Source organism: Nocardia sp. NPDC003345, from assembly GCF_053589395.1.
On the sequence record NZ_JBSFRU010000091.1, the window covers coordinates 1 to 19,545 of the forward strand.

Annotated in this window: 20 protein-coding genes and 2 pseudogenes; 12 read left to right on the forward strand and 10 right to left on the reverse strand. The window is 68.2% G+C overall.

The features are described from left to right. Positions 1-98: 98 nt before the first annotated feature. A complete protein-coding gene (locus ACWDU1_RS13025) occupies positions 99-1,829 on the reverse strand; it encodes a BCCT family transporter (RefSeq protein WP_449998246.1) in 1,731 nt (576 codons plus the stop codon). 301 nt (positions 1,830-2,130) lie between these two features. Between ACWDU1_RS13025 and ACWDU1_RS13030 the strand changes: the two genes are divergently transcribed. After that, positions 2,131-2,601 carry a MarR family winged helix-turn-helix transcriptional regulator gene (locus tag ACWDU1_RS13030; RefSeq protein WP_449998248.1) on the forward strand — a complete coding sequence of 157 codons (471 nt, stop codon included), beginning with the start codon at positions 2,131-2,133 and terminating at the stop codon, positions 2,599-2,601. On the opposite strand, the gene ACWDU1_RS13035 is transcribed toward ACWDU1_RS13030, so the two are convergent. Next, complete coding sequence (locus ACWDU1_RS13035) at positions 2,595-3,383, reverse strand: acyl-CoA thioesterase domain-containing protein (RefSeq protein WP_449998249.1); 789 nt, start codon at positions 3,381-3,383, stop codon at positions 2,595-2,597. The two genes, ACWDU1_RS13030 and ACWDU1_RS13035, sit on opposite strands and share 7 nt — an antisense overlap. 90 nt (positions 3,384-3,473) lie before the next feature. Then, entirely contained in the window at positions 3,474-4,139 is a 666-nt protein-coding gene (locus ACWDU1_RS13040) for a TetR/AcrR family transcriptional regulator (protein ID WP_449998251.1), read from the reverse strand. A 186-nt stretch (positions 4,140-4,325) separates the two neighbouring features. On the opposite strand from ACWDU1_RS13040, the gene ACWDU1_RS13045 reads away from it, so the two are divergent. From ACWDU1_RS13045 to ACWDU1_RS13060, 4 genes and pseudogenes are all read left to right on the forward strand, one after another. After that, entirely contained in the window at positions 4,326-5,846 is a 1,521-nt protein-coding gene (locus tag ACWDU1_RS13045; RefSeq protein WP_449998253.1) for a sodium:solute symporter family protein, read from the forward strand. Between the two features lie 72 nt (positions 5,847-5,918). Continuing rightward, entirely contained in the window at positions 5,919-6,668 is a 750-nt protein-coding gene (locus tag ACWDU1_RS13050) for a DUF1989 domain-containing protein (protein ID WP_449998255.1), read from the forward strand. After that, positions 6,665-7,288, forward strand: a complete 624-nt coding sequence (locus ACWDU1_RS13055) for an urea amidolyase associated protein UAAP2 (RefSeq protein WP_449998256.1) — start codon at positions 6,665-6,667, stop codon at positions 7,286-7,288. The genes ACWDU1_RS13050 and ACWDU1_RS13055 overlap by 4 nt, the downstream gene beginning before the upstream one ends. Beyond that, a pseudogene (locus ACWDU1_RS13060) lies at positions 7,285-8,988 on the forward strand (5-oxoprolinase/urea amidolyase family protein); the annotation flags it as partial. The gene ACWDU1_RS13055 and the pseudogene ACWDU1_RS13060, both read left to right, overlap by 4 nt. On the opposite strand, the pseudogene ACWDU1_RS13065 reads toward ACWDU1_RS13060, so the two are convergent. The 5 genes and pseudogenes from ACWDU1_RS13065 to ACWDU1_RS13085 form a co-directional block, all read right to left on the reverse strand. Next, positions 8,935-9,462 (reverse strand): annotated as a pseudogene (locus ACWDU1_RS13065) (acyl-CoA dehydrogenase family protein); the annotation flags it as partial. The pseudogenes ACWDU1_RS13060 and ACWDU1_RS13065 sit on opposite strands and share 54 nt — an antisense overlap. Continuing rightward, positions 9,459-9,839 (reverse strand): nuclear transport factor 2 family protein, encoded by a 381-nt coding sequence (locus ACWDU1_RS13070; protein WP_449998257.1) that lies wholly within the window; start codon positions 9,837-9,839, stop codon positions 9,459-9,461. The pseudogene ACWDU1_RS13065 and the gene ACWDU1_RS13070, both read right to left, overlap by 4 nt. A gap of 42 nt (positions 9,840-9,881) precedes the next feature. Further along, positions 9,882-10,793 carry a hydroxymethylglutaryl-CoA lyase gene (locus ACWDU1_RS13075; RefSeq protein ID WP_449998258.1) on the reverse strand — a complete coding sequence of 304 codons (912 nt, stop codon included), beginning with the start codon at positions 10,791-10,793 and terminating at the stop codon, positions 9,882-9,884. Positions 10,794-10,830: 37 nt separating this feature from the next. Further along, positions 10,831-12,054 carry a CaiB/BaiF CoA transferase family protein gene (locus ACWDU1_RS13080; RefSeq protein ID WP_449998260.1) on the reverse strand — a complete coding sequence of 408 codons (1,224 nt, stop codon included), beginning with the start codon at positions 12,052-12,054 and terminating at the stop codon, positions 10,831-10,833. After that, on the reverse strand, positions 12,051-12,707 hold the full coding sequence (locus tag ACWDU1_RS13085; protein ID WP_449998262.1) for a TetR/AcrR family transcriptional regulator: 657 nt from the start codon (positions 12,705-12,707) through the stop codon (positions 12,051-12,053). Before ACWDU1_RS13085 ends, ACWDU1_RS13080 begins: the two co-directional genes overlap by 4 nt. A gap of 132 nt (positions 12,708-12,839) precedes the next feature. On the opposite strand from ACWDU1_RS13085, the gene ACWDU1_RS13090 reads away from it, so the two are divergent. The 3 genes from ACWDU1_RS13090 (at position 12,840) to ACWDU1_RS13100 (ending at position 14,723) form a co-directional block, all read left to right on the forward strand. Further along, the gene (locus ACWDU1_RS13090) at positions 12,840-13,406 is read left to right on the forward strand and encodes a VOC family protein (RefSeq protein ID WP_449998264.1); all 567 of its coding nucleotides are present in this window, start codon (positions 12,840-12,842) and stop codon (positions 13,404-13,406) included. Positions 13,407-13,442: 36 nt separating this feature from the next. After that, complete coding sequence (locus ACWDU1_RS13095) at positions 13,443-14,081, forward strand: carboxymuconolactone decarboxylase family protein (RefSeq protein WP_449998265.1); 639 nt, start codon at positions 13,443-13,445, stop codon at positions 14,079-14,081. A gap of 63 nt (positions 14,082-14,144) precedes the next feature. Further along, the gene (locus tag ACWDU1_RS13100) at positions 14,145-14,723 is read left to right on the forward strand and encodes an MspA family porin (protein WP_449998267.1); all 579 of its coding nucleotides are present in this window, start codon (positions 14,145-14,147) and stop codon (positions 14,721-14,723) included. Between the two features lie 98 nt (positions 14,724-14,821). Here ACWDU1_RS13100 and ACWDU1_RS13105 read toward each other — a convergent pair whose 3' ends face one another. Both ACWDU1_RS13105 and ACWDU1_RS13110 read right to left on the reverse strand, forming a co-directional pair. Continuing rightward, entirely contained in the window at positions 14,822-15,124 is a 303-nt protein-coding gene (locus ACWDU1_RS13105) for a DUF1540 domain-containing protein (RefSeq protein ID WP_449998268.1), read from the reverse strand. Positions 15,125-15,288: 164 nt separating this feature from the next. Beyond that, a complete protein-coding gene (locus ACWDU1_RS13110) occupies positions 15,289-16,722 on the reverse strand; it encodes an alpha/beta hydrolase (protein WP_449998270.1) in 1,434 nt (477 codons plus the stop codon). A gap of 186 nt (positions 16,723-16,908) precedes the next feature. On the opposite strand from ACWDU1_RS13110, the gene ACWDU1_RS13115 reads away from it, so the two are divergent. The 4 genes from ACWDU1_RS13115 to ACWDU1_RS13130 all read left to right on the forward strand — a co-directional run. Continuing rightward, a complete protein-coding gene (locus ACWDU1_RS13115; protein ID WP_449998272.1) occupies positions 16,909-18,135 on the forward strand; it encodes a cytochrome P450 in 1,227 nt (408 codons plus the stop codon). Continuing rightward, complete coding sequence (locus ACWDU1_RS13120) at positions 18,132-18,854, forward strand: TetR/AcrR family transcriptional regulator (protein ID WP_449998273.1); 723 nt, start codon at positions 18,132-18,134, stop codon at positions 18,852-18,854. The genes ACWDU1_RS13115 and ACWDU1_RS13120 overlap by 4 nt, the downstream gene beginning before the upstream one ends. Positions 18,855-18,936: 82 nt before the next feature. Continuing rightward, a complete protein-coding gene (locus ACWDU1_RS13125) occupies positions 18,937-19,269 on the forward strand; it encodes a WXG100 family type VII secretion target (RefSeq protein ID WP_449998275.1) in 333 nt (110 codons plus the stop codon). Then, positions 19,266-19,545: WXG100 family type VII secretion target (locus tag ACWDU1_RS13130; protein WP_449998277.1), on the forward strand; the 280-nt coding region annotated here is incomplete at its 3' end. The genes ACWDU1_RS13125 and ACWDU1_RS13130, both read left to right, overlap by 4 nt.

Below are 19,545 nucleotides of genomic sequence, written 5' to 3' on the forward strand. Positions count from 1 at the left end.
GCCGCACCCGGCCGTGCCTGCCTGGACTTCCGCGGGCGCCGCTACTGACACCGGCCCATCCGCACGGATGCGGAGGGGCCGGATCGGCGGCAGCGGGGTCAGTCGCGTTTCAGCTTCTCGGTATCCACCGCGACCGTCTCGATCGGTGAGGTGACGAGTTCGAATTCGCCCTCGTGCCGCTCCACTCCCTGCAGCACCGCGCCTTCCACCAGCTCCACGCCGAGGTTGGCACGCACGATGATCGGATCGCTGCGGACATCGCGGTACAGCGATACGCACATCATCACCATGACGACCATGAACGGCAGGGAGACCACCGTGGTGAGCGCCTGCAGCCCGGTGAGCGCACCTCCCAGATCATCGGAATCCGCTATCACCAGCATGATCGCCGCGACGGCGCCGGTGGCCGTACCCCAGAAGATGACCGTCAGCCGGGACGGTTCGATACTGCCGCGCTCGGAGAGCGTGCCCATCACGATCGATGCCGCGTCCGCGCCGGAGACGAAGAAGATACCCACCAGGATCATCACGAGCACGGTCATGATCGAGGTGAGCGGATATTCGTCGAGCAGGTGGAACAGGGCGAAGTCGGGGTTCACGCTGCCGTCGGCCTCGGTGAGGTCGTGGGTGTCGGTCTGCTGCCGGATGGCCGCACCACCGAAGATCACGAACCACACCAGGCTCACCAGGCTGGGCACCAGCAGTACACCGGCCACGAACTGGCGGATGGTGCGGCCCCGGCTGATCCGCGCGATGAACATACCCACGAAGGGGGTCCACGAGATCCACCACGCCCAGTAGAAGATCGTCCACTGCGACAGCCATTTCTCCATCTCCTCGCCGCCCGCGATACCGGTGCGCGAGGCCATGGTCGGCAGATCGGCGATGTAGTCACCGAGCGCGGTAGGCAGGAAATTCAGCATGAACAGGGTGGGTCCGGCGACGAAGACGAAGATCGCCAGGGTCACCGCGAGCACCATGTTGATATTGGACAGCCATTGGATACCGCGGGCGATACCGGACACCGCGGACAGTACGAACGCGATGGTGAGCCCGGTGATCACCAGAACCAGGCCGACTTTGCCCACGGCGTCCACCCAGCCGTTGAACTCGAATCCGGCGCCGATCTGCAGTGCCCCGAGCCCGAGTGAGGCCGCCGAACCGAACAGGGTCGCGAAGATCGCCATGATGTCGATCGCCTTGCCACCCAGGCCCTGCGCGTTGCGACCGAGCAGCGGCCGGAACACCGAGGAGAACAGCTGCGACCGTCCGCGCCGGAACGTGCTGTAGGCGATGGCGAGACCGGCGACCGCGTAGATGGCCCACGGATGCAGGGTCCAGTGGAACAGCGTGGTCTCCATGGCCACCTCGGCCGCTTCCGGACTGCCGGCCTCGGCGGTACCCGGGGGCGGGGAGGTGAAATGGGTGAGGGGTTCGGCGACACCCCAGAACATCAGGCCGATACCCATACCGGCGCTGAACATCATGGCGATCCAGGAGACCGTCCGGAACTCCGGCGTCTCGTCGTCGGCGCCGAGCGGGATCTTGCCGTACCGGCTCAACGCCAGCCACACCACGTACACGACGAACGAGGTCGCGACCAGGACGAACATCCAGCCGGTATTGGTGATCACCCACGACTGGGCGTTGGAGGCCACCCGGGCCAGGCTCTCCTGGTCGATGATCCCCCACAGGACGAACGCTACCGCCCCGACCGAGGTGATACCGAAGACCAGCCGGTCGAGACCGCGGTCGGCCCATCTACCTCCTGATCCGCGTGGAGGGTCGCTATCGCGTACAGCGGCTCCACCGCCGGTGCCGATCGCCATGGACGAGTCCTTTCAGATCGCACTGTGCCCGATGGGGCATCGCGACCTGCGAGGACCAGCCGATATCGACTTCTCGGCGTATCGCGACAACGCCACCGAACGGGATGTTCCGGGAAAAACCGTACCGCGCCCGCCGGTGGCCGCCGCGCCGAACGCGGAACCGCACCCTCGGCGCGCCGCCTACGGTTTGCACCATACATATAATATGTAGGATGCAACACAGTTCCGGGCGCATGGTATAACGACTCGCGGGACGGCCCGAGAGCTGTTCGGGCATACGGAAACGAGCAGGACAGCCGCCATGGACAAGCACACCGAACGCATCGAATTCGAAACCATGCTGCTGGGCCGGCACAGTCTCAACGCCCACCTGCGCCGGCCCGATCATCTCGAACGCAGCGCCTATCTGGTGCTGCGGCGTCTCGGTATCGAGGGCCCGATGTCCATCGGCGAACTCAGCGACGCCTTCGGCCTGGACGCCTCGACCGTGCACCGCCAGACCGCGGCCATGATGAAAGCGGAACTGGTCGAACGCATACCCGATCCCGGGGGCGGCGTGGCGCGTAAATTCCGGATCACCGCGGAGGGCGAGCGGCGCGTCCGGGCCGACCGCGACTACTACGTCAGCGCGCTGGACCGGGTACTGCGTGACTGGAGCGCCGAGGATGTGCAGACCTTCGCGGCCTATCTCCAGCGCTTCAACACCGATCTCGAGGTCCGGGAGGCGCGGCCGTGGCCGCGCCCCGCCCCGGCGCCGACCAGTGGTCAGTAACGTCCCATATCGACCTGGCGCCGCGCGTTGGACAGCGCCGTCACCACCGCCGAACCGAGCGGCCCGGACCGGTCGTACAGCGTGACCGTGCCCACCGAGATACCCGCGGCCGATATCTGATCCTGCGCGATCATCCCGATGCCGTACCCCTCGGGTAGCCGGGCCAGCGTCAGTGTGACGTCGGAGTTGATATAGCCGACCCCCGCGGTCCCCCAGTTCGACATGAGACTCGCCGCGTCGGCAGCCATCCCGGCCCGCTGGAACGGCGTGACCGGCTCACCCGCGACCACCGGCAGCATGTTCTGCCACATGGCCTTGCGCTCACCGTTCTGGGTGGCGGCGAAATCCTTGGTCCAGGCCCCGTCCCCGCTCTTGAACAGCGGATGCGCACCCGCCTCGGATGTATCCGGGGTATCGGGAACCGGCAGGTGGCGCGTGGGCTGCCACAGCCGGCCCTCGGGCGTTTCACCGGTACGCAGGTACACGACGGTCGCCCGGGAGTGCACCTCACCGCGCTGCATCAATTCGGCGTCGGCCACGCAGATGCGCTTGCCCTCGCGCACCACGGTGCTGCGCAGTGTGGCGGGTTCGTCACCGACGGGACGGAACAGATCCACGGTGAACCGGGCCGGGACGAATTCCGGGCCCGGCGCGCGGGTATCGAGCTCACGGGCCAGCAGACCACAGACGGCCGGCCCGCTGACCTGGGTCGGACTCCAGCTCGACATGGCTATCGGGGTGGGCAGATACCGCTCACCCTCCCTGGTGAAGAACGCGAACACGTCTGACTCCTCTCACGCGAACCCGCCCGTGAATTACAACACGTTCTAGTTTCGCGGCCCCCCGGAGGTACCCACCTGCCGGGATATCCGTCATTCGCGGACAGCGCCGATGAGGGCCTCGGCCTCGGCGGCAAGGGCACCGAGGTCACCGGGCCACCCGAGCGCGCGCAACCCGGCATCGGCGATCATCCGCCGCGCGTCCGAGGTCACCTCGCCCTGATCGGAACGAATATTGATCACCGTCTCCACCAGCCGGAACGGCAGCACCTCGGCACCCGGAACACCGGCGGACCCCGCCTCGGACACCGTCCGCGCCGCCAGCGATTCGTAGCCTTCGCGCAGATGGTCCCGGCGCAATCGGAAGCGCGCGAACCGATCACCACGCAACTCCGGCAGAAAGTACAGCGCCCCGATATTCCACCGGGCGGCGCAGAGTTGCTCCAGATCGAAACGGGCCAGCGCGTACAACCGCACCGCGGCCGGTTCCGGGCGGTCGCGCAGCAGCCCGGCGAGCTCCACCGCCGCCGCGATGGTCTCCCCGAGGAGGGCGTCGAGAATATCGTCCTTGGCCGCGAAGTGGTGGTACAGCGACGCCTGACGGATACCGACCGCCTCGGCGATCGCCCGGGTGGAGGTGTTGCCGTAGCCCTTGGTGGTGAAGAGTTCGGCGGCGGCATCGAGGATTTCGGCGCGCGGCGTGTGCCCCTGACGGCGCCGCGGCTCGAGGCGCGGCCGGCCCGGACCGAGTTGGGTCATACCGCCCATTGTCCCCGACAGTGCGGCGGCACCCGCGGAGATATTTCTGTCACTTGACAGAAATATCGGCAACGCAGACGTTACGCGCGATCCCGATACGGATACATCGCCGTCACCACGACGTCTCGCCACCCAGGAAAACTTTCGGTTGATAGATATTCGTGTCGGATTGAAGGGCCCCCGCCCATGATCATTCTCGGAATCGCGATCAGCGTGTTCGCGGTAATCGGCATCGGACTGCTGGTTTCACGCAAAGTGGACGGAGACAGCGTCAACTTTCTCGTCGCCGGCAGATCCCTGGGCCTACCGCTGGTCGCGGCGGGACTCATGGGCCAGGCGGTCGATTCCAATGCCACCCTGGGCAATACGGATCTATCCGGTTCCCTGGGCTTCTGGGCCGGCGCCTCGCTCCCCCTCGGCCTGGGCCTGTGCCTGCTGCTCACCGGGATCTTCTTCGCCAAACCGATGAACCGGATGGGCCTGCTGACACTGCCGGACTTCTACCGGATCAAATACGGGCGCGGTGTCGAACTGGCCGCTTCCGTCCTGATGATCTTCAGCTTCTGCATCCTGCTGGCGGGCAACCTGGTCGCGGGCGGCTATCTCTTCGAGCGCTTCCTGGGCGTCCCCTACACCGCCGGCGTCCTGCTCATCGTGGCGATCGTGCTGACCTACACCGTGACCGGCGGCATGTTCAGCGACGCCTATACCGCCCTGGCTCAGATGGTCATCACGATCATCGGCTCGCTCGCCCTGCTGATCTGGGTGGGGTCCACCTATGGAATCCATATCCCCGACGGAATGGGCCCCTTCGACCTCGGCCAGCTGACCAACACCTCCGAGGGCTCGGCCATCAACTGGGCCACACTGATCGCCCTGGGCATCGGCGATATCGTCGCCATCGATTTCATGCAGCGCATCTTCTCGGCCCGCTCCCCCGAGATCGCCCGGCGCGCGTGCTTCGCCGGCGCCGCCGGAACCGCGATCGTCGGTATCCCCTACGCCCTCGTCGCGCTGGCGACCACGGATATCGTCGATGCCGAAGGCGGGCCGCGGCTGCTGGCCCTGCTCGACGAACACGCACCGGCCGGACTTGCGATCCTGGTGCTCTCGGCCATCGTCGCCGCGTCCTGTTCCACCGCCAACGGCGCGATTCTCGGGACCGCCGCCGTGGCCACCCGCAATATCGCCGGGCGGACCGAACGCACCGACGCCGCCGGACGCGACACCCTGCTGCGCGATGTGCGGCTCACCATGATCCCGGTCGCGGCGGTCGCGATCTTCTTCGCGGTCGAGGTCCCGCAGACCGGCATCCTGCTCACCCTCGCCTTCGACCTGATGCTGGCCGGTCTGATCGTGCCGTTCGTGGCCGCCCACCTCACCCGGCGGGTCACCACCGCGGCGGCGGTGGCGGCGATGGTGGTCGGCCTCGGCGTGCGACTGGTGCTGTTCGCCCTCACACCGACCATGTACGGCGTCCCGAACACCGTGCTCTACATCGACAATTCGCTGATCGGCCCGGGTTTCGATGGTTGGCCCACCTTCTTGGGATTCCTCGCGTCGCTGGTCGCCTTCCTGGTGGTCCTGGCGGTGCGGCGGCCGCGGCCCGCCGAGGCGGAACCCGCCACCCCGAAGACCACCACCGATTCCGACGCGACGGAAACCGCGCCGGCTCCGACGCCGGAACCCATCCCGCAGCACGGCTGACCGGTCCGCGCCGACGGTCCGAGAAAGCCCGCCACGGCAAGCCCCCTGCCCACCGACGAGCGAGGAAAGACGATGACATCCACCACCGCCTCCACGGCCGGCGCCCGCGAACACGCACGCGCCCAGGCCACGGCCATCGCCGAACCCGATCTGCCCGAAGGCCTCGACGCCGCCGACACCACCTGGACGGTGCGCCTGCCGGCCGAGGGCTACATCGGCACCGTGCTGGGTCGCGGTACCCGGCTGCGGATCGCGGACCCGCACGGCGCGGCCTGTGCCCATCTGTTCCTGTTGCGCGCCGAAGCGCCGTGGGAACGGCTCAATATCGCCGATACGGTCAAGGTGCCGTGGCAGTCCTACCTGGGCAACGGGCATCCGTTGCTCTCCGATCAGGGCCGGGTGCTGGCAACCGTGGCCGCCGATACCTCGGGCCACCACGACGCACTGTGCGGCGCCGGACCGCGGGGCCGGGAACTGCTGGCGCGGGCGGCCATGAAGCACGACCTCACCACCCGCGATATCGGCGCGACCCTCTCGCTGTTCCGCGGTGTGCGGGTCGGCGGCGACGGCGCTCTCACGGCAACCGGATCCGCCGGGGCGGGCGGCTATCTCGAACTGCTGATCCAGCTGCCGATCACGGTGCTGGTGGTCAATACCGCCCATCCCCTCGACGACGCGCCGGTCACCGATCTCGACCTGGTCGCCTGGCCGGGCGATCACATCGACGTGACCGCGCTCAACGGCGACCCGGAATACCTGCGCGCCGTGGACAACACCGAACAGGCCTGGTCGGCCGCCCGGACTCGACAGGAGTGGATATGAGCAACGCCGCCACCACAGCGACCGTCGTCCTCGACGAAACCGTCCCGGCCCGCGCGCCGTGGTCGGCGATCGTCCGGGCCGGGGAACGGCTCGACATCATCGACCTGCACGGTAACCAGGCCGTCGACTGCCTGCTGTATTCCGCGGCCGACCACACCGACCGCTACAGCGCGCAGGCCACCGTCACCGCGCAGCGCAATATCTTCCTCACCACCGGCAGTGTGCTGCGCACCGACGCGGGCACCGCGCTGATGACCGTGGTCGCCGACGAGGTCGGTAACCACGACACCATCGCCGGCGCCTGTTCCCAGGAGTCGAACACCCTGCGCTACGGGCACCACACCCGGCATCAGCACGCCTGTGTGGAGAACTTCCTCTTCGAGGCGGCGAAATGGGGTATGGGCAAACGGGACCTGGTGTCCAATATCAACTGGTTCATGAATGTGCCGGTGGAGGCCGACGGCACGCTCGGCATCGTGGACGGGTTGTCCGCGCCCGGTAAGACGGTCTCGCTGCGCGCGGAGATCGACACCCTGGTGCTGGTGTCGAACTGCCCGCAGATCAACAACCCCTGCAACGGGTTCGACCCCACCCCGGTGCGCATGGTGGTAACCCGGTGACCGCCCCGGCGGCGGCGCCCGAGCGCGCCCCCGCGGCACCGGGCGGGCCGCGGGCGACGGTCACCCGGCCCGGCCTGCTCACCACCGTGCAGGACTGGCCGGGCCGCACCGGCTACTGGCATATCGGGGTGCCGCCGTCGGGACCCATGGACGATTTGTCCTTCCGGCTCGGCAACCGGGCGCTGGGCAACCCCGAGGGGGCGTCCGGGCTCGAGTGCACGATGGCGGGTCCGGCGTTGCGGTTCGCCGAACCCACCTGGGTGTGCGTCACCGGAGCGCCGGTCGAGGTCACGGTGGCCGGGCACCCGGCACCGATGTGGCGACCGATCCTGGTGCCCGCCGGGGAGATCCTGGATATCGGGACCGTGCGCGGGCCCGGTATGCGGTGCTACGTGCTGGTGTCCGGCGGTCTGCGGCTGCCCGCGTACCTCGGCAGCGCGGCCACCTTCACCCTCGGCGGATTCGGTGGCGTTCACGGCCGCGCGCTCGCCGCGGACGACGTCCTGCCGATGGGCCCGCCGAGCGGACCGCCCACGGGCCCGGTTCCCGGTGGCGAGCAGCCGGTGCTCACCCGCCACTGGCAGCTGGCCGTCACCGAGGGGCCACACGGGGCGCCGGAATTCTTCACCCGCGCCGATATCGGCACCCTGCTGGCCACCGACTACGAGGTGCATTTCAACTCCGACCGCACCGGGGTCCGGCTCATCGGGCCAAAACCCCGCTGGGCCCGCGACGACGGCGGCGAGGCCGGATTGCATCCGTCGAATATCCACGACACCGCCTACACCGTCGGCGCGCTGGATTTCACCGGTGACACCCCGATCCTGCTCGGCCCCGACGGGCCCAGCCTCGGCGGCTTCGTCTGCCCGGTGACCGTGACCGCCGCCGATCTCTGGAAACTCGGCCAGCTGTGCCCCGGCGACACCGTACGTTTCGTCGCCGTCCGGGCAGATCGCAGCGCCTCACCGGGCGAACTCGGCGCCGCCCGGCGGGCGGACTGGCCGGTGGTGTTCTCCACCGGCGGGGACGGTGACGACGGCGTACTGCGGCGTGGTGAGACGGCCGACGGCACCGCGGTCACCTACCGCCGCGCCGGTGACGACGGCATCCTCGTCGAATACGGCGAGATGACCCTGGATCTCGAACTGCGGGCCCGGGTACACGCTCTGCACGAACGGCTGCTCGCCGGTCGTGAACGCGGGATCACCGAGCTCACCCCCGGGGTGCGCTCCCTGCAGATCCGCCTGGACCCGGCCGTGCTGCGCACCGGAGCCGCCCTGGACCTGCTCGTCGAAGCGGAACGCGAACTCCCGGCCGCCGACGATCTGGTGGTGCCCAGCCGCACTGTGGATATGCCGTTGTCCTGGGACGATCCCGCCACGCGGGAGGCGATCACCCGGTACATGCACGGGGTGCGGGCCGACGCGCCGTGGTGTCCGTGGAATATCGAATTCATCCGCCGGATGAACGGTTTGGACAGCGTCGAGGCGGTTTTCGATACGGTGTTCGCGGCCGAGTACCTGGTCCTCGGCCTCGGTGACGTGTATCTGGGCGCGCCGCTGGCCACCCCGACCGATCCCCGGCACCGGCTCGTCACCACCAAGTACAAACGCGGCATGCCGGGGTGTGCCGTCGGGTTCGGTGCGGGCGAACACCGTGCAGTAGGCGGCCTGTTCGGCGCCGGTGGTGAACCATTTGTGCCCGTTGATGATCCAGCTGCCACCCGACAGCTCCGCGCGGGTGGCGATGAGCGTGGGATCCGATCCCGCCACCTCGGGTTCGGTCAGCCCGACCGACGGCAGGATGTCACCGGCGACCATCGGCGGGATCCACCGCCGCCGCTGTTCCTCGGTGCCGTGCGCGTGCAGCATGAGCGTGTCCTGCATGGAGACCGATCCGACGGCCAGCTGCCCGAATTCGGACCGTCCGATGACCTCGTTGAGGTAGACGAAATCCAGGAACGGCACTCCGCCGCCGCCCAGTTCGGCCGGATGGCCCAGCGCCCACAGGCCGAGTTCCTTCGCGCGCCCGCGCAGCCGGGCCAGCGCCGCCGCGGCGTCGGGCCCGTGGGTCGCGAGAACCGGTTCGGCGGGGACGACCTCGTCGTCGATGAACGCGCGCATCCGCGCGACCAGTTCGCCGATCCCGTCACCGGCCGGGTTCGCGGTGTTCATCGCCGTCGCTCCGAGACCGCACGCAGCGGGCGGGTCGCGGCGGAGTCGACGTATTCGTCGATCCGGGCGATCCGGCCGTCGGCGACCCGGACGAACAGGCAGGCCGGCACCTCCAGCGGGCCGTGCCCGGGCAGATTCCCGCGCAGTACGTGCTGTTGGGCGAACCCGTCGGCCAGCCGATGGCGCCGGATCTCCTCGTAGCGCAGATTCTCCACGGTCCGCGACAGCCAGCGCAGTACGCGCAGGTTCTCGGTGACGGTTTCCTCGGCGTTCTTGTCGTTGTGCCAGATCAACGCGTCCGGCGCGTACAGTTCGGTCAGCGTCGCCGTATCGCCGGCGCCGACGGCCGCGAAGAAGCGGTCGGCCAATTCGTTCACAGGGGGCTCTTTCCACGACGGTGGGGTTGGGGTATCGGGGTGTCAGTCCATCCGGCCGGCCGGAACCAGCCGGCCGCCCGCGGCGAGCAGGTTGCCGGTGGCGGGTTTACCGAGCAGGCCGAAGATCAGATGGGCGGCATCCAGGACCCGGTCGAGGTCGATCCCGGTGGCGATACCGCCGTCCTCGAACAGGTAGACCAGTTCCTCGGTGGCGATATTGCCGCTCGCGCCCGGGGCGAAGGGGCAGCCGCCGAGACCGCCCGCGGCGGCGTCGAATTGCCGCACACCGTGCTGATACGCGGTCCAGGCATTGGCCAGGCCCTGGCCGCGGGTGTTGTGCAGATGGATACCGAGGGCGGTGTCCGGCGCGGCGTCGCGGACGCGGGTCAGGACTTCGGCCGTGCGCACGGGGGAGGCGGTACCGACCGTATCCGCCACGCTCAGGCTGTCGGCACCGGAAGCCACCGCCGCCCGCGCGATCTCGGCGACACGCCCGGGTGGGGTGGGGCCGTCGAACGGGCAGTCGAAGGCGATGGCCACGATCACCTCGAGATGCCCGCCCGCCGCGTGCACCAGCTCGGCGATGGGAGCGATGAGCGCGACCGATTCGGCGCTACTGCGCCCGACATTGGCGTGACTGTGCCCGTCGGAGGCCGACACCACGTACTCGAGCCGGGTGAGGCCGGCCGCGAGCGCGCGCCGCACCCCGCCGATCCCGGCGACCAGTGCGGAGAACTCGACCTCCGGCCAGCGGTGCAGTTCGGCCGCCACACGTTCGGCGTCGGCGAGTGCCGGTATCGCCCGGGGCGAGACGAAGGAGGTGGCCTCGATCCGGCGCACCCCGGTCGCCACCAGGGCTTCGAGGAATTCGAGTTTCGCCGCGGTGGGCAGCACCTGCTCGATCTGCAGGCCGTCACGTGGCCCGACCTCGCGGATATCGACGGCGGTGCTCATGCGGCGGTGCCCTTCTCGCGGGTGTCGCAGTCCGGGATCATGCGATGGTGCCCTGTTCGCGCAGCAGGGCCAGCCGGTCGGCGTCGTAGCCGAGCAACCCGCCCAGCACCTCGTCGGTATGGGTGCCGGGCCGGCCGGCCCCGCCCCACCGGACCCCGCCGGCGGTTTCGCTGAGCCGCGGCACCACCCCGACGCCCTTGGCCGGAACCGGATCGAATCCCGGGTCTTCGGGACCGGCGGCCGGGTCGATGTGGTCGACGAAGATATCGCGGGCCACGAACTGTGGATCGGCCATGACCTCCGCGACCGTGTTCACCGGCCCGGCGACCACATCGTGGCGGCTGAGCAGTTCGATCAGTTCGGTGGCGGTGAAATCCGAGGCCCAGGCGCCGATCATCTCGTCGAGTTCGTCCTGGCGTTCCCCGCGGGCGGAATGGTTGGCGTAGCGGGGATCGCCGGCGAGTTCGGGCCGGCCCATCGCGGCCACCAGCCGGCCGAACACCGTGTCCTGGTTGGCCGCGATGATCACCCACAGCCCGTCCTTCGCGCGGTACAGATTCGACGGCGCGACCCGGTCCAGCCGGGTGCCCGACGGTTGCCGGATATGCCCGGTCTTGTGATAGTCGGGAATCGTCGATTCCTGGATCGCCAGCGCGGCCTCGGTGAGCGCGGCGTCAACGATCTGGCCCCGGCCGGTGCGCTCGCGCGCCAGCAGCGCCGCGAGCACCCCCTGGAAGGCGAACAGCCCGGCGAGGCTGTCGCCGAGGGAGAGCGCGATCCGCGGCGGCGCCTGCCCCGGGAATCCGTTGAGGTAGCGCAGTCCGCTGATCCCCTCGGCGACCGACGCGTAGCCGGGCCGCGCGGCGTACGGGCCGGTCTGGCCGTAACCGGAGACGCGAGCCAGCACGACCCGGGGATTGAGTTCGGCGAGTACGTCGTAGCCGATACCCCAGCGCTCCAGGGTGCCCGGCCGGAAACTCTCCACCACCACATCGGCGTCACGGGCCAGCTCGAGGAAGATCTCGCGACCGGCATCGGTGCGCAGGTCGAGCGCGATACAGCGTTTGTTGCGGGCATGGACGGTCCAGAAGTACTGGTGCCCACCCTCGGCCTGGCCCCAATCGCGCAGCGGGTCGGGACGATCCGGGGCCTCGATCTTCACGACATCGGCGCCCATATCGCCGAGCAGGCGGCCGCAGTAGGGTCCGGCGATCAGCGTGCCGAGCTCCAGTACGCGATAACCGTCGAGTGCTCCGGTCATGACGGGTCCTTCGGAGTGTCGATCTCGGCGGGGTCCAGCCCCAGCGCGCCCACCGACATCCGGTCGAGCGTGTCCAGCAGTGCCGCCTCGTCGGCGTCCTCGCCCTGGATCAGCCACAGATACAGCGTGTGCTCCACCATCGCCGACATGGCACGCGCCGCCAGCTCCGGATCGAGTGCGGCGGGCACCAGACCGTCGCTCTGCCAGCGGGCGATCGCCCGGGCGGTGCGGTCGATCAGCTGGCGCCGATGCTCGTGGCGCAGCCGCCGGAACTCTTCGTTGAAGGTGGCGACCTGTTCGACGATCGCCATCAACCGCGCGTTGCGCCGGTAGGCCTCGTAATAGGAGCGATTCGCGGCGACCAGCCGCGCGGCGGGGGAGAGACCGGCCGCGGCCGGTTCACGGCGGTGCATATCCTCGAACAAACGAGTGCTCAGCTCGCCGAACACATCGTCCTTGGATTCGAAATAGCGGTAGAAGGTGCCGTAGGAGACCCCTGCCTCCTGGGCGATCTGCTCCACCCGGGTATCGAGGAAGCCGACCGTTTCGAAGACCCGCTGCGCGGCGTCCAGCAAGGCGTCACGCGTTTTGCGGCCCCGGGGTGTCAGGGTTTCGACCGCCGCGGGCGGACTATTGACAGATGACTTCGCCACGGCTCAAACTATTCAGGAACATGACATGACTGTCAAGTCATTTTCCGCTCGCCGGACCGGGTCTCGGAACCCTCCCGGCGCAGCGCGGACCGGTGGCGATATCGCGTCGTCACCCCGGCGAAGGGATCGCGAATGAACGCCTCCAACCCGAAATACGAACTACGCGGAATCAACCATCTGGCGCTGGTGTGCTCCGATATGCGCCGGACCATCGATTTCTACACCGGTGTGCTCGGTATGCCGCTCATCAAGACTATCGAGCTTCCCGGTGATCTGGGCCAGCACTTCTTCTTCGACTGCGGTAACGGCAACACCATCGCCTTCTTCTGGCTCGCCGACGCGCCCGCGGCCAGCCCGGGCCTGGCCGCGCCCAACGGCCTGCCGGACGAAGGCGAACTCCTCAGCGCCGTGGGTTCGATGAACCATGTGGCCTTCGCGGTACCGCCGGAGAAATTCGACGAGTACTACGAGCGGGTCCGCGCGGAGGGAATCAAGGTCAGCCGCGTCCTCAACCACGACGACAGCCGCGCCGGCGTCTCCCGCGATGTCCACGACGGGACGTTCGTGCGGTCGTTCTACTTCCAGGATCCCGACGGCGTACTGCTCGAATTCGCCTGCTGGACCCGGACCTTCACCGACGCGGATGTCTCCCACGAACCCAAGACCGCCGCCGACCGCCGGGTGCCGGCCGGACTCTGATCCGCCCGCACCCGCCCGTACCCGAGAGGAACCACCATGCCGCGTTTGCGTGAAGTACCCCGCGCCGAGGTCACCGACGAGAAGATCCTGTTCTACTACGACCGGCTCTTCGGTCCCGACAAGGACCCCGCCGTCGATCACGGCACCATCCACGCGACTCCGGGGGACTGGTGGACCGTCTTCGCGCAATCGCCCGAGGTCTTCCGCCACGCTGTCCGGGGTTTCGGCGTCTACCGCAACGCCACCCTTGACCCGCTGCTGCGTGAACTCGGCCAGTGCCGGGCGGGATACGCGCGCGGCAGCCAGTTCGTCTTCTCCCAGCACTGCAAGCAGATGCGTTCGCTGGGCGCCCCCGAGGAGAAGATAGCGGCGATTCCGCAGTGGCAGATCAGCGACTGCTTCTCCGAGTTGGAGCGCGCGATCCTGGCCTACACCGACGGCCTGGTCTACGACGGCGGCCGGGTTCCCGACGCGATCTTCGATGTGCTGCGCGCACATCTGAGCGACCGCGAAATCATGGAACTCACGTACATCACCACGCTTTACGATATGCACGCGACAATATGCCGGGCGCTGCGACTGGAATTCGATGATCGCGCCGAACCGGTGGAAGAAGTCGCTATTCCGGAAGGAATGGAGGTGGCGGACCTTTCCGCCGATCTCGCAGGACGGTAGACCCCCGGCGACACGCTGGAATATCCCTCTGTCCGGCATATTCGCTCTGTTACTGTTCCGCGCATGAAAATCACCTCGAGCAGGCTTTTCTCGTGTGCGGTGGGTGTTGTCTGCGCGGCGGCGGCGTCGCTGGCCGCGGCCCCGGCGGGACATGCCGAGGTGGTGTCCCTCGCGCCGCACGAGAAAACATTCCAATCCGCCGGCGGGCCGGTTTTCGTGGTCGGCAGCCGTGACGAACTCGTCAACAAAGTGCCGCCGTTGAATCTGTCCGGAGCTGTGCGTGAGGTGTTTCTGTCCGGTGTCGCCTACAGTTCGGTGGATTCGGGCGCCGGCGGTGAACTCGAGGTCGGCTATCACGTCGGCTGCTGGGCCGAATTCACCGGCGCCAATCTCGGAACCGGAACCACCCAGGAATCCCTCGGACTGGATGTGTCGGTGCTGCCCGGACAGGTCGTGGAAGCCCCGCTGGTCGAGAAGACGATCGTCCCGGGTGTGCCGGGCCGGATCGTGTATCACGATGTGCATCTGGTGATCAACGGTTGTATCGGGCCGGCAGTGGTACGGCAATACGCCCGGATCCAGATGAAATCGGACGCGGTGGACGAGCAGGGTGTGGTCTACGGCGACCCGCTGTGGATCTGAGTCCCGACGGCGGGAATGGCCACCGGTCCGGGCGGAGCGCGCGAAATCACCGATGATCCGCGCGCCCCGCACCGGCCCGGTGGCCGGGTCCGGGATGGTCAGCCGGTGGTGTAGGTGAGGCAGCGGGCCGAGTGGTCGGCGCTGCCCGGGCCCACCCGGATCTCACCAGCGGTGCATTCGAGGTTCTGATTGTGCGTGCAGTCGGCGCGCTGGCAGGCGCCGACCATGCTGGTGGTCGCCGTGTCCAGGCCGCCCTTGGTGGACAGCGGGATGAACGTCGCGCAATCCGCGCTGCCGTTCTGCCCGGACACGTTGATCGCGAAGGCGTGGCAGCCGTCGTGGTTGTAGGAACAACTGTTCACTGTGCATTCGCTGACATGCGGCATTTCGGTGGTGGTCATGTGCTTCGTCCTCCGGGGCTGTCGGGGGTCTCGTGCTCATGCGGGTATCAGAATAGACCTGTGGACCGGCATCCGGTACCGCTGATGGCGGCGTCGTCACGCGTGTTCTACGGGCCTGTCGGCATGTTTGCCGAAAGTTATCCGACGGGTGTCCGTGTTGTCGTCTACGCCGCCGGGCACAGGCGCGCGGCCGGCATCTCGAGATCGATGAGGTACCGGTCCCCGGCGGCGGTGGTGCACGGGGTGCGGCCGTAGATGCCGTGGCCGTGACCCGCGTAGGTGAGCAGGGTCGCCCGCGGTGTTCGGGCGGCCACCCCGGTCGCCCATTCGTGCGGGGTGGCCGGGTCGTGCCGGGAATTGAGGATCAGGATCGGCGGGGCGCCGGTGTCACGGGGCACGTGTGGCGGGTTCGCCGGTGCGGGCCACCCACCCGCGCAGATACTGCCCGCCGCCCAGGCGAAATGTGCCCGCAGGGTAGGGGCCTGCGCGTTCTGCTCCTGCCACTGCCGCAGCCAGTCCGCCTGCTCGCCGACCCGGAAATCCCAGTCCGAGCACACCGCGATGGCCGGGAACTCGACCGGTGTGCCGGACCGCGCCGGCCGGGTGGCCGCAACGGGTGCTCCGAGCGGCTGTTCCGAGAAGGCCCGCAGGTCGGCGGCGAGCGCGGGCCACTCCGGTCCGTAGAGCCGGGCGGTTACTCGCTGGCTCAGCTCCAGCGGCGCGACCGGCTGCTGCGGCGCCCGCGGATCCCGCAGCCGGCCCGCGGTGGCCGCCGCGAACAGGTCCGTGTACATCGCGCCGATATCCTGCCCGTGCAGCGCGCATCCGGGATTGCGCGCGCACCAGCCGATGAACTCGGTGATCGCGTCCTCACCCGCCCGCGCGGAACTGGTCACGAACTCCGGCCCGGTCAGGCTGTGGTCGTCGACGCTGTCGAGGACCACCGCGCGCAGCCGGTCCGGGAACAACTCGGCGTAGGCCTGGGCGGGCATCGTGCCGTAGGAGCGGCCGTAGAGGCTGAGGCGGTCGGCGCCGAGCGCGCCACGCATCGCCTCGATATCGCGGGCCACGCTCACCGCGTCGAGATGGTCGACCAGCGCCCCGGTGTACTCCCGGCAACTGTCCGCGAGATCGCGCGCGTAGGCCCGGACCTCGTCGAACCGCCCACCGGCGTCCGGGACCAGGCCGGGCCGGTCCTGCACCAGACCCGAGTCGCACCGCATCGGGTGGCTGCGCCGCACGCCCCGCGGGTCGAGGCTCACGATATCGAAACGGTCGTGCAGCCCCGGTGAGAACTTCCCGCCGCGCATGATCTCGTCGATTCCCGAGCTGCCGGGCCCACCCGGTAGCGAGACCAGCGTGCCCACCCTGCGCCGCGGGTCGTCCACCCGGTCCAGGATCACCGCGATCTCGATCCGGGCCCCACCGGGATCGGACCAATCGACCGGCACCGGAATCGTCGCGCATTCGAGTCCGGGTCGCTCCGGGCACGGGCGCCAGTCCGGGGTGGTCGCGGTGGCGGGGGCGCAGGCGGGTAGCGCACCCGCCACCAGGGCGGTGGCTACGATCGCGAAGATCCGGCGGCGGGGTCGAGACATATCGACGAGTGTCGGAGGCCGGGGCCCGAGGCCGCATCCACCTGGCGAGCCGTGTGCTTCTCACTCCGCCGTAGGGGTGCCGCGCGGACTCGCCGAAGATTTGTGAACGCTATTTACTAAAACCTGTTCACAAATGAGGGTGTGGTGTGGTTCACTCTCGATACTGCGTCATCCAGAGGAGGCATCGTGACCGCACCGTCCCTGTCCCACGATTTCGACTTCACCGACCCCGATCTGCTGGCCGGCCGGCTGCCGATCGAGGAATGGGCCGAACTGCGCCGCGCCGCCCCGGTGTGGTGGGTCGACCAGCCCAACGGTGTCAGTGGGTTCGACGACGGCGGCTACTGGGTGGTCAGCAAACTCGACCACATCAAGGAGATCTCCAAGAACTCCGAGGTGTACTCCACCCACGAGAACACCGCGGTCATCCGCTTCAACGGTGAGATCACCCGCGACGAGATCGATATCCAGCGCGCCATGCTGGTCAACACCGATCCGCCCGAGCACGACAAACTCCGCCGCATCATCTCCCGCGGGTTCACCCCCCGCGCCATCCAGAGCCTGCGCGACGCCCTGCGCGAGCGCGCCGAACGGATCGTGCACGACGCCAAGAAGACCGGCGGCGGCGATTTCGTCGAACAGGTCGCGTGCGAACTGCCGCTGCAGGCCATCGCCGAACTCCTCGGCGTGCCGCAGTCCGATCGCGGCAAACTCTTCGAATGGTCCAACCAGATGATGGGCTACGACGACCCCCAGTACGCCGACAGCTACAAGATGGCCAACGCCCAGGTCATGGGCTATGCCTGGAATCTCGCCGAGGAACGCCGCGGCTGCCCCGCCGACGACATCATCACCCAGCTCCTCAGCGCCGATATCGACGGCGAGGCCCTGAGCTCGGAAGAATTCGCCTGGTTCGTCATCCTGCTCGCCGTGGCCGGTAACGAAACCACCCGCAACGCCACCACCCACGGCATGAAGGCCTTCGTCGACAACCCCGAACAGTGGGAGCTGTACCGGGCCGAACGCCCCCGCACCGCCCCCGACGAGATCGTCCGCTGGGCCACCCCGGTCATCGCCTTCCAGCGAACCACCCTGCAGGACACCGAGATCGGCGGCCAGGAAATCAAGAAGGGCCAGCGCGTCGGCCTCTTCTATGCCTCCGCCAACTTCGACGAAGAGCACTTCACCAACCCGTTCGAGTTCGACTGCACCCGCAACCCGAACCCGCACGTCGGTTTCGGCGGCACCGGCACCCACTACTGCGTCGGCGCCAACCTCGCCCGCCTGCAACTGGATCTGATCTTCAACGCCATCGCCGACGTCATGCCCAACCTGCGTCAGGTCTCCGAACCCGTTCGGCTACGGTCGGGTTGGCTCAACGGAATCAAGAACTGGCAGGTCGCCTACGAATGACACCTCCCGCCCGGCGGGGCCGGATGCCCGCGGTCAGCGACGCGGACATCCGGCGCGTGGCCGCGGAACTCCTGGTCGCCGAAGGCGCGGAGGCATTGACCCTCCGCGCCATCGCGCGTGCGCTGGGCATCACCGCACCCGCCCTCTATCGCTACTACTCGTCCCGCGAAGAACTGCTCGCGGCGCTGCGCCGCGATATCTGTAAACGGCTGGCCGACGACCTCGCCGCCCAGGTCGCGGAACTGCCCGATGACGGCGTGGTCCGGCTCTTCGCCATCTGCCGCGCCTTCCGGCGCTGGGCCCTGGACCACCGCAACGAGTTCACGCTGGTGTTCGCCTCGCCCACCGCCGACGGCGAGGGCACGGTGCGGCGGTTCGACGAATCGTTCGGCCTGGTCTTCCTGGAGGCCGCCGGGAAACTGCTCGGCGCCTACGACCTGGCGACTCCCGCGGTCGAATCGATTCCGGAAGCACTCCGTACGGATCTGCTGGCGTTCCAGGGGGAACTGCTCGGGTTGCTGGCGGGGTCGGATCAGAAGTTTCCCGCCGAGAAGTTCGATCTCGGGGTGGCGTATCTGATGATGACGGTGTGGGTGCGGTTGTACGGTCACGTGACGTTGGAGGTGTTCGGGAACTACCCCATGCCGATCAGTGACCCGGACGTGCTGTTCGACGCGGTCCTCACCGACCTCGCGGCAGGGATGGGGCTCACCACCTGACCAGGTGACTCGGTCCAGCCCATGGGTGGTCAGGGGTTGGCCGGACGGTGTTCTCTGCCGGTGGTCCTGATAATCTCGCAGCATGGTTGATTCAGGGGGGAATCCGAATCCCGATGGTGATGTCACGGTTGTGCCGGAAGAGGTTCGGGCAGTAGGACAGTTCGTCGCCGATATCGCCCGGAATCTGCGATCCGGTCTGGATTCGGCGAGCACCGAAGTCGATGCCCTGCTCGCCGACGGATGGCGGGGTGACGCCTCCGACGAATTCAGCGGCGGGTGGATCGAACTCCGCGATGGCGGCATCAAGATCCTGCAGGCGCTCGACGGAATGGCCGCCGAACTGGGAGTCCAAGCCGGCACCTACGAAGCCACCGACGACGGAATCGCCCAGCAGTTCCCGAGCCTGAACCTGTGAATCCGGAATTCACCGTCGACCTCGAGCGGCTCGACCAACTGATCACCCGCCTGTCGAACCTCGCCGGCTACCTGACCGAACAACTCGACCTCATCGATGACAAGGTCGCCGGCCTCGACGGAGCCTGGGAAACCGTCGCCGCCGACGCCTATCGCGACGCCCATCGCCTGTGGTCGACCGGCGCCCGCGAATTCGCCACCGGCCTCGCCGATATCAGCGACGCCGCCCGCACCTCACACACCCGCTACACCAATGCCGCCGCCGTCAACAAGAAGA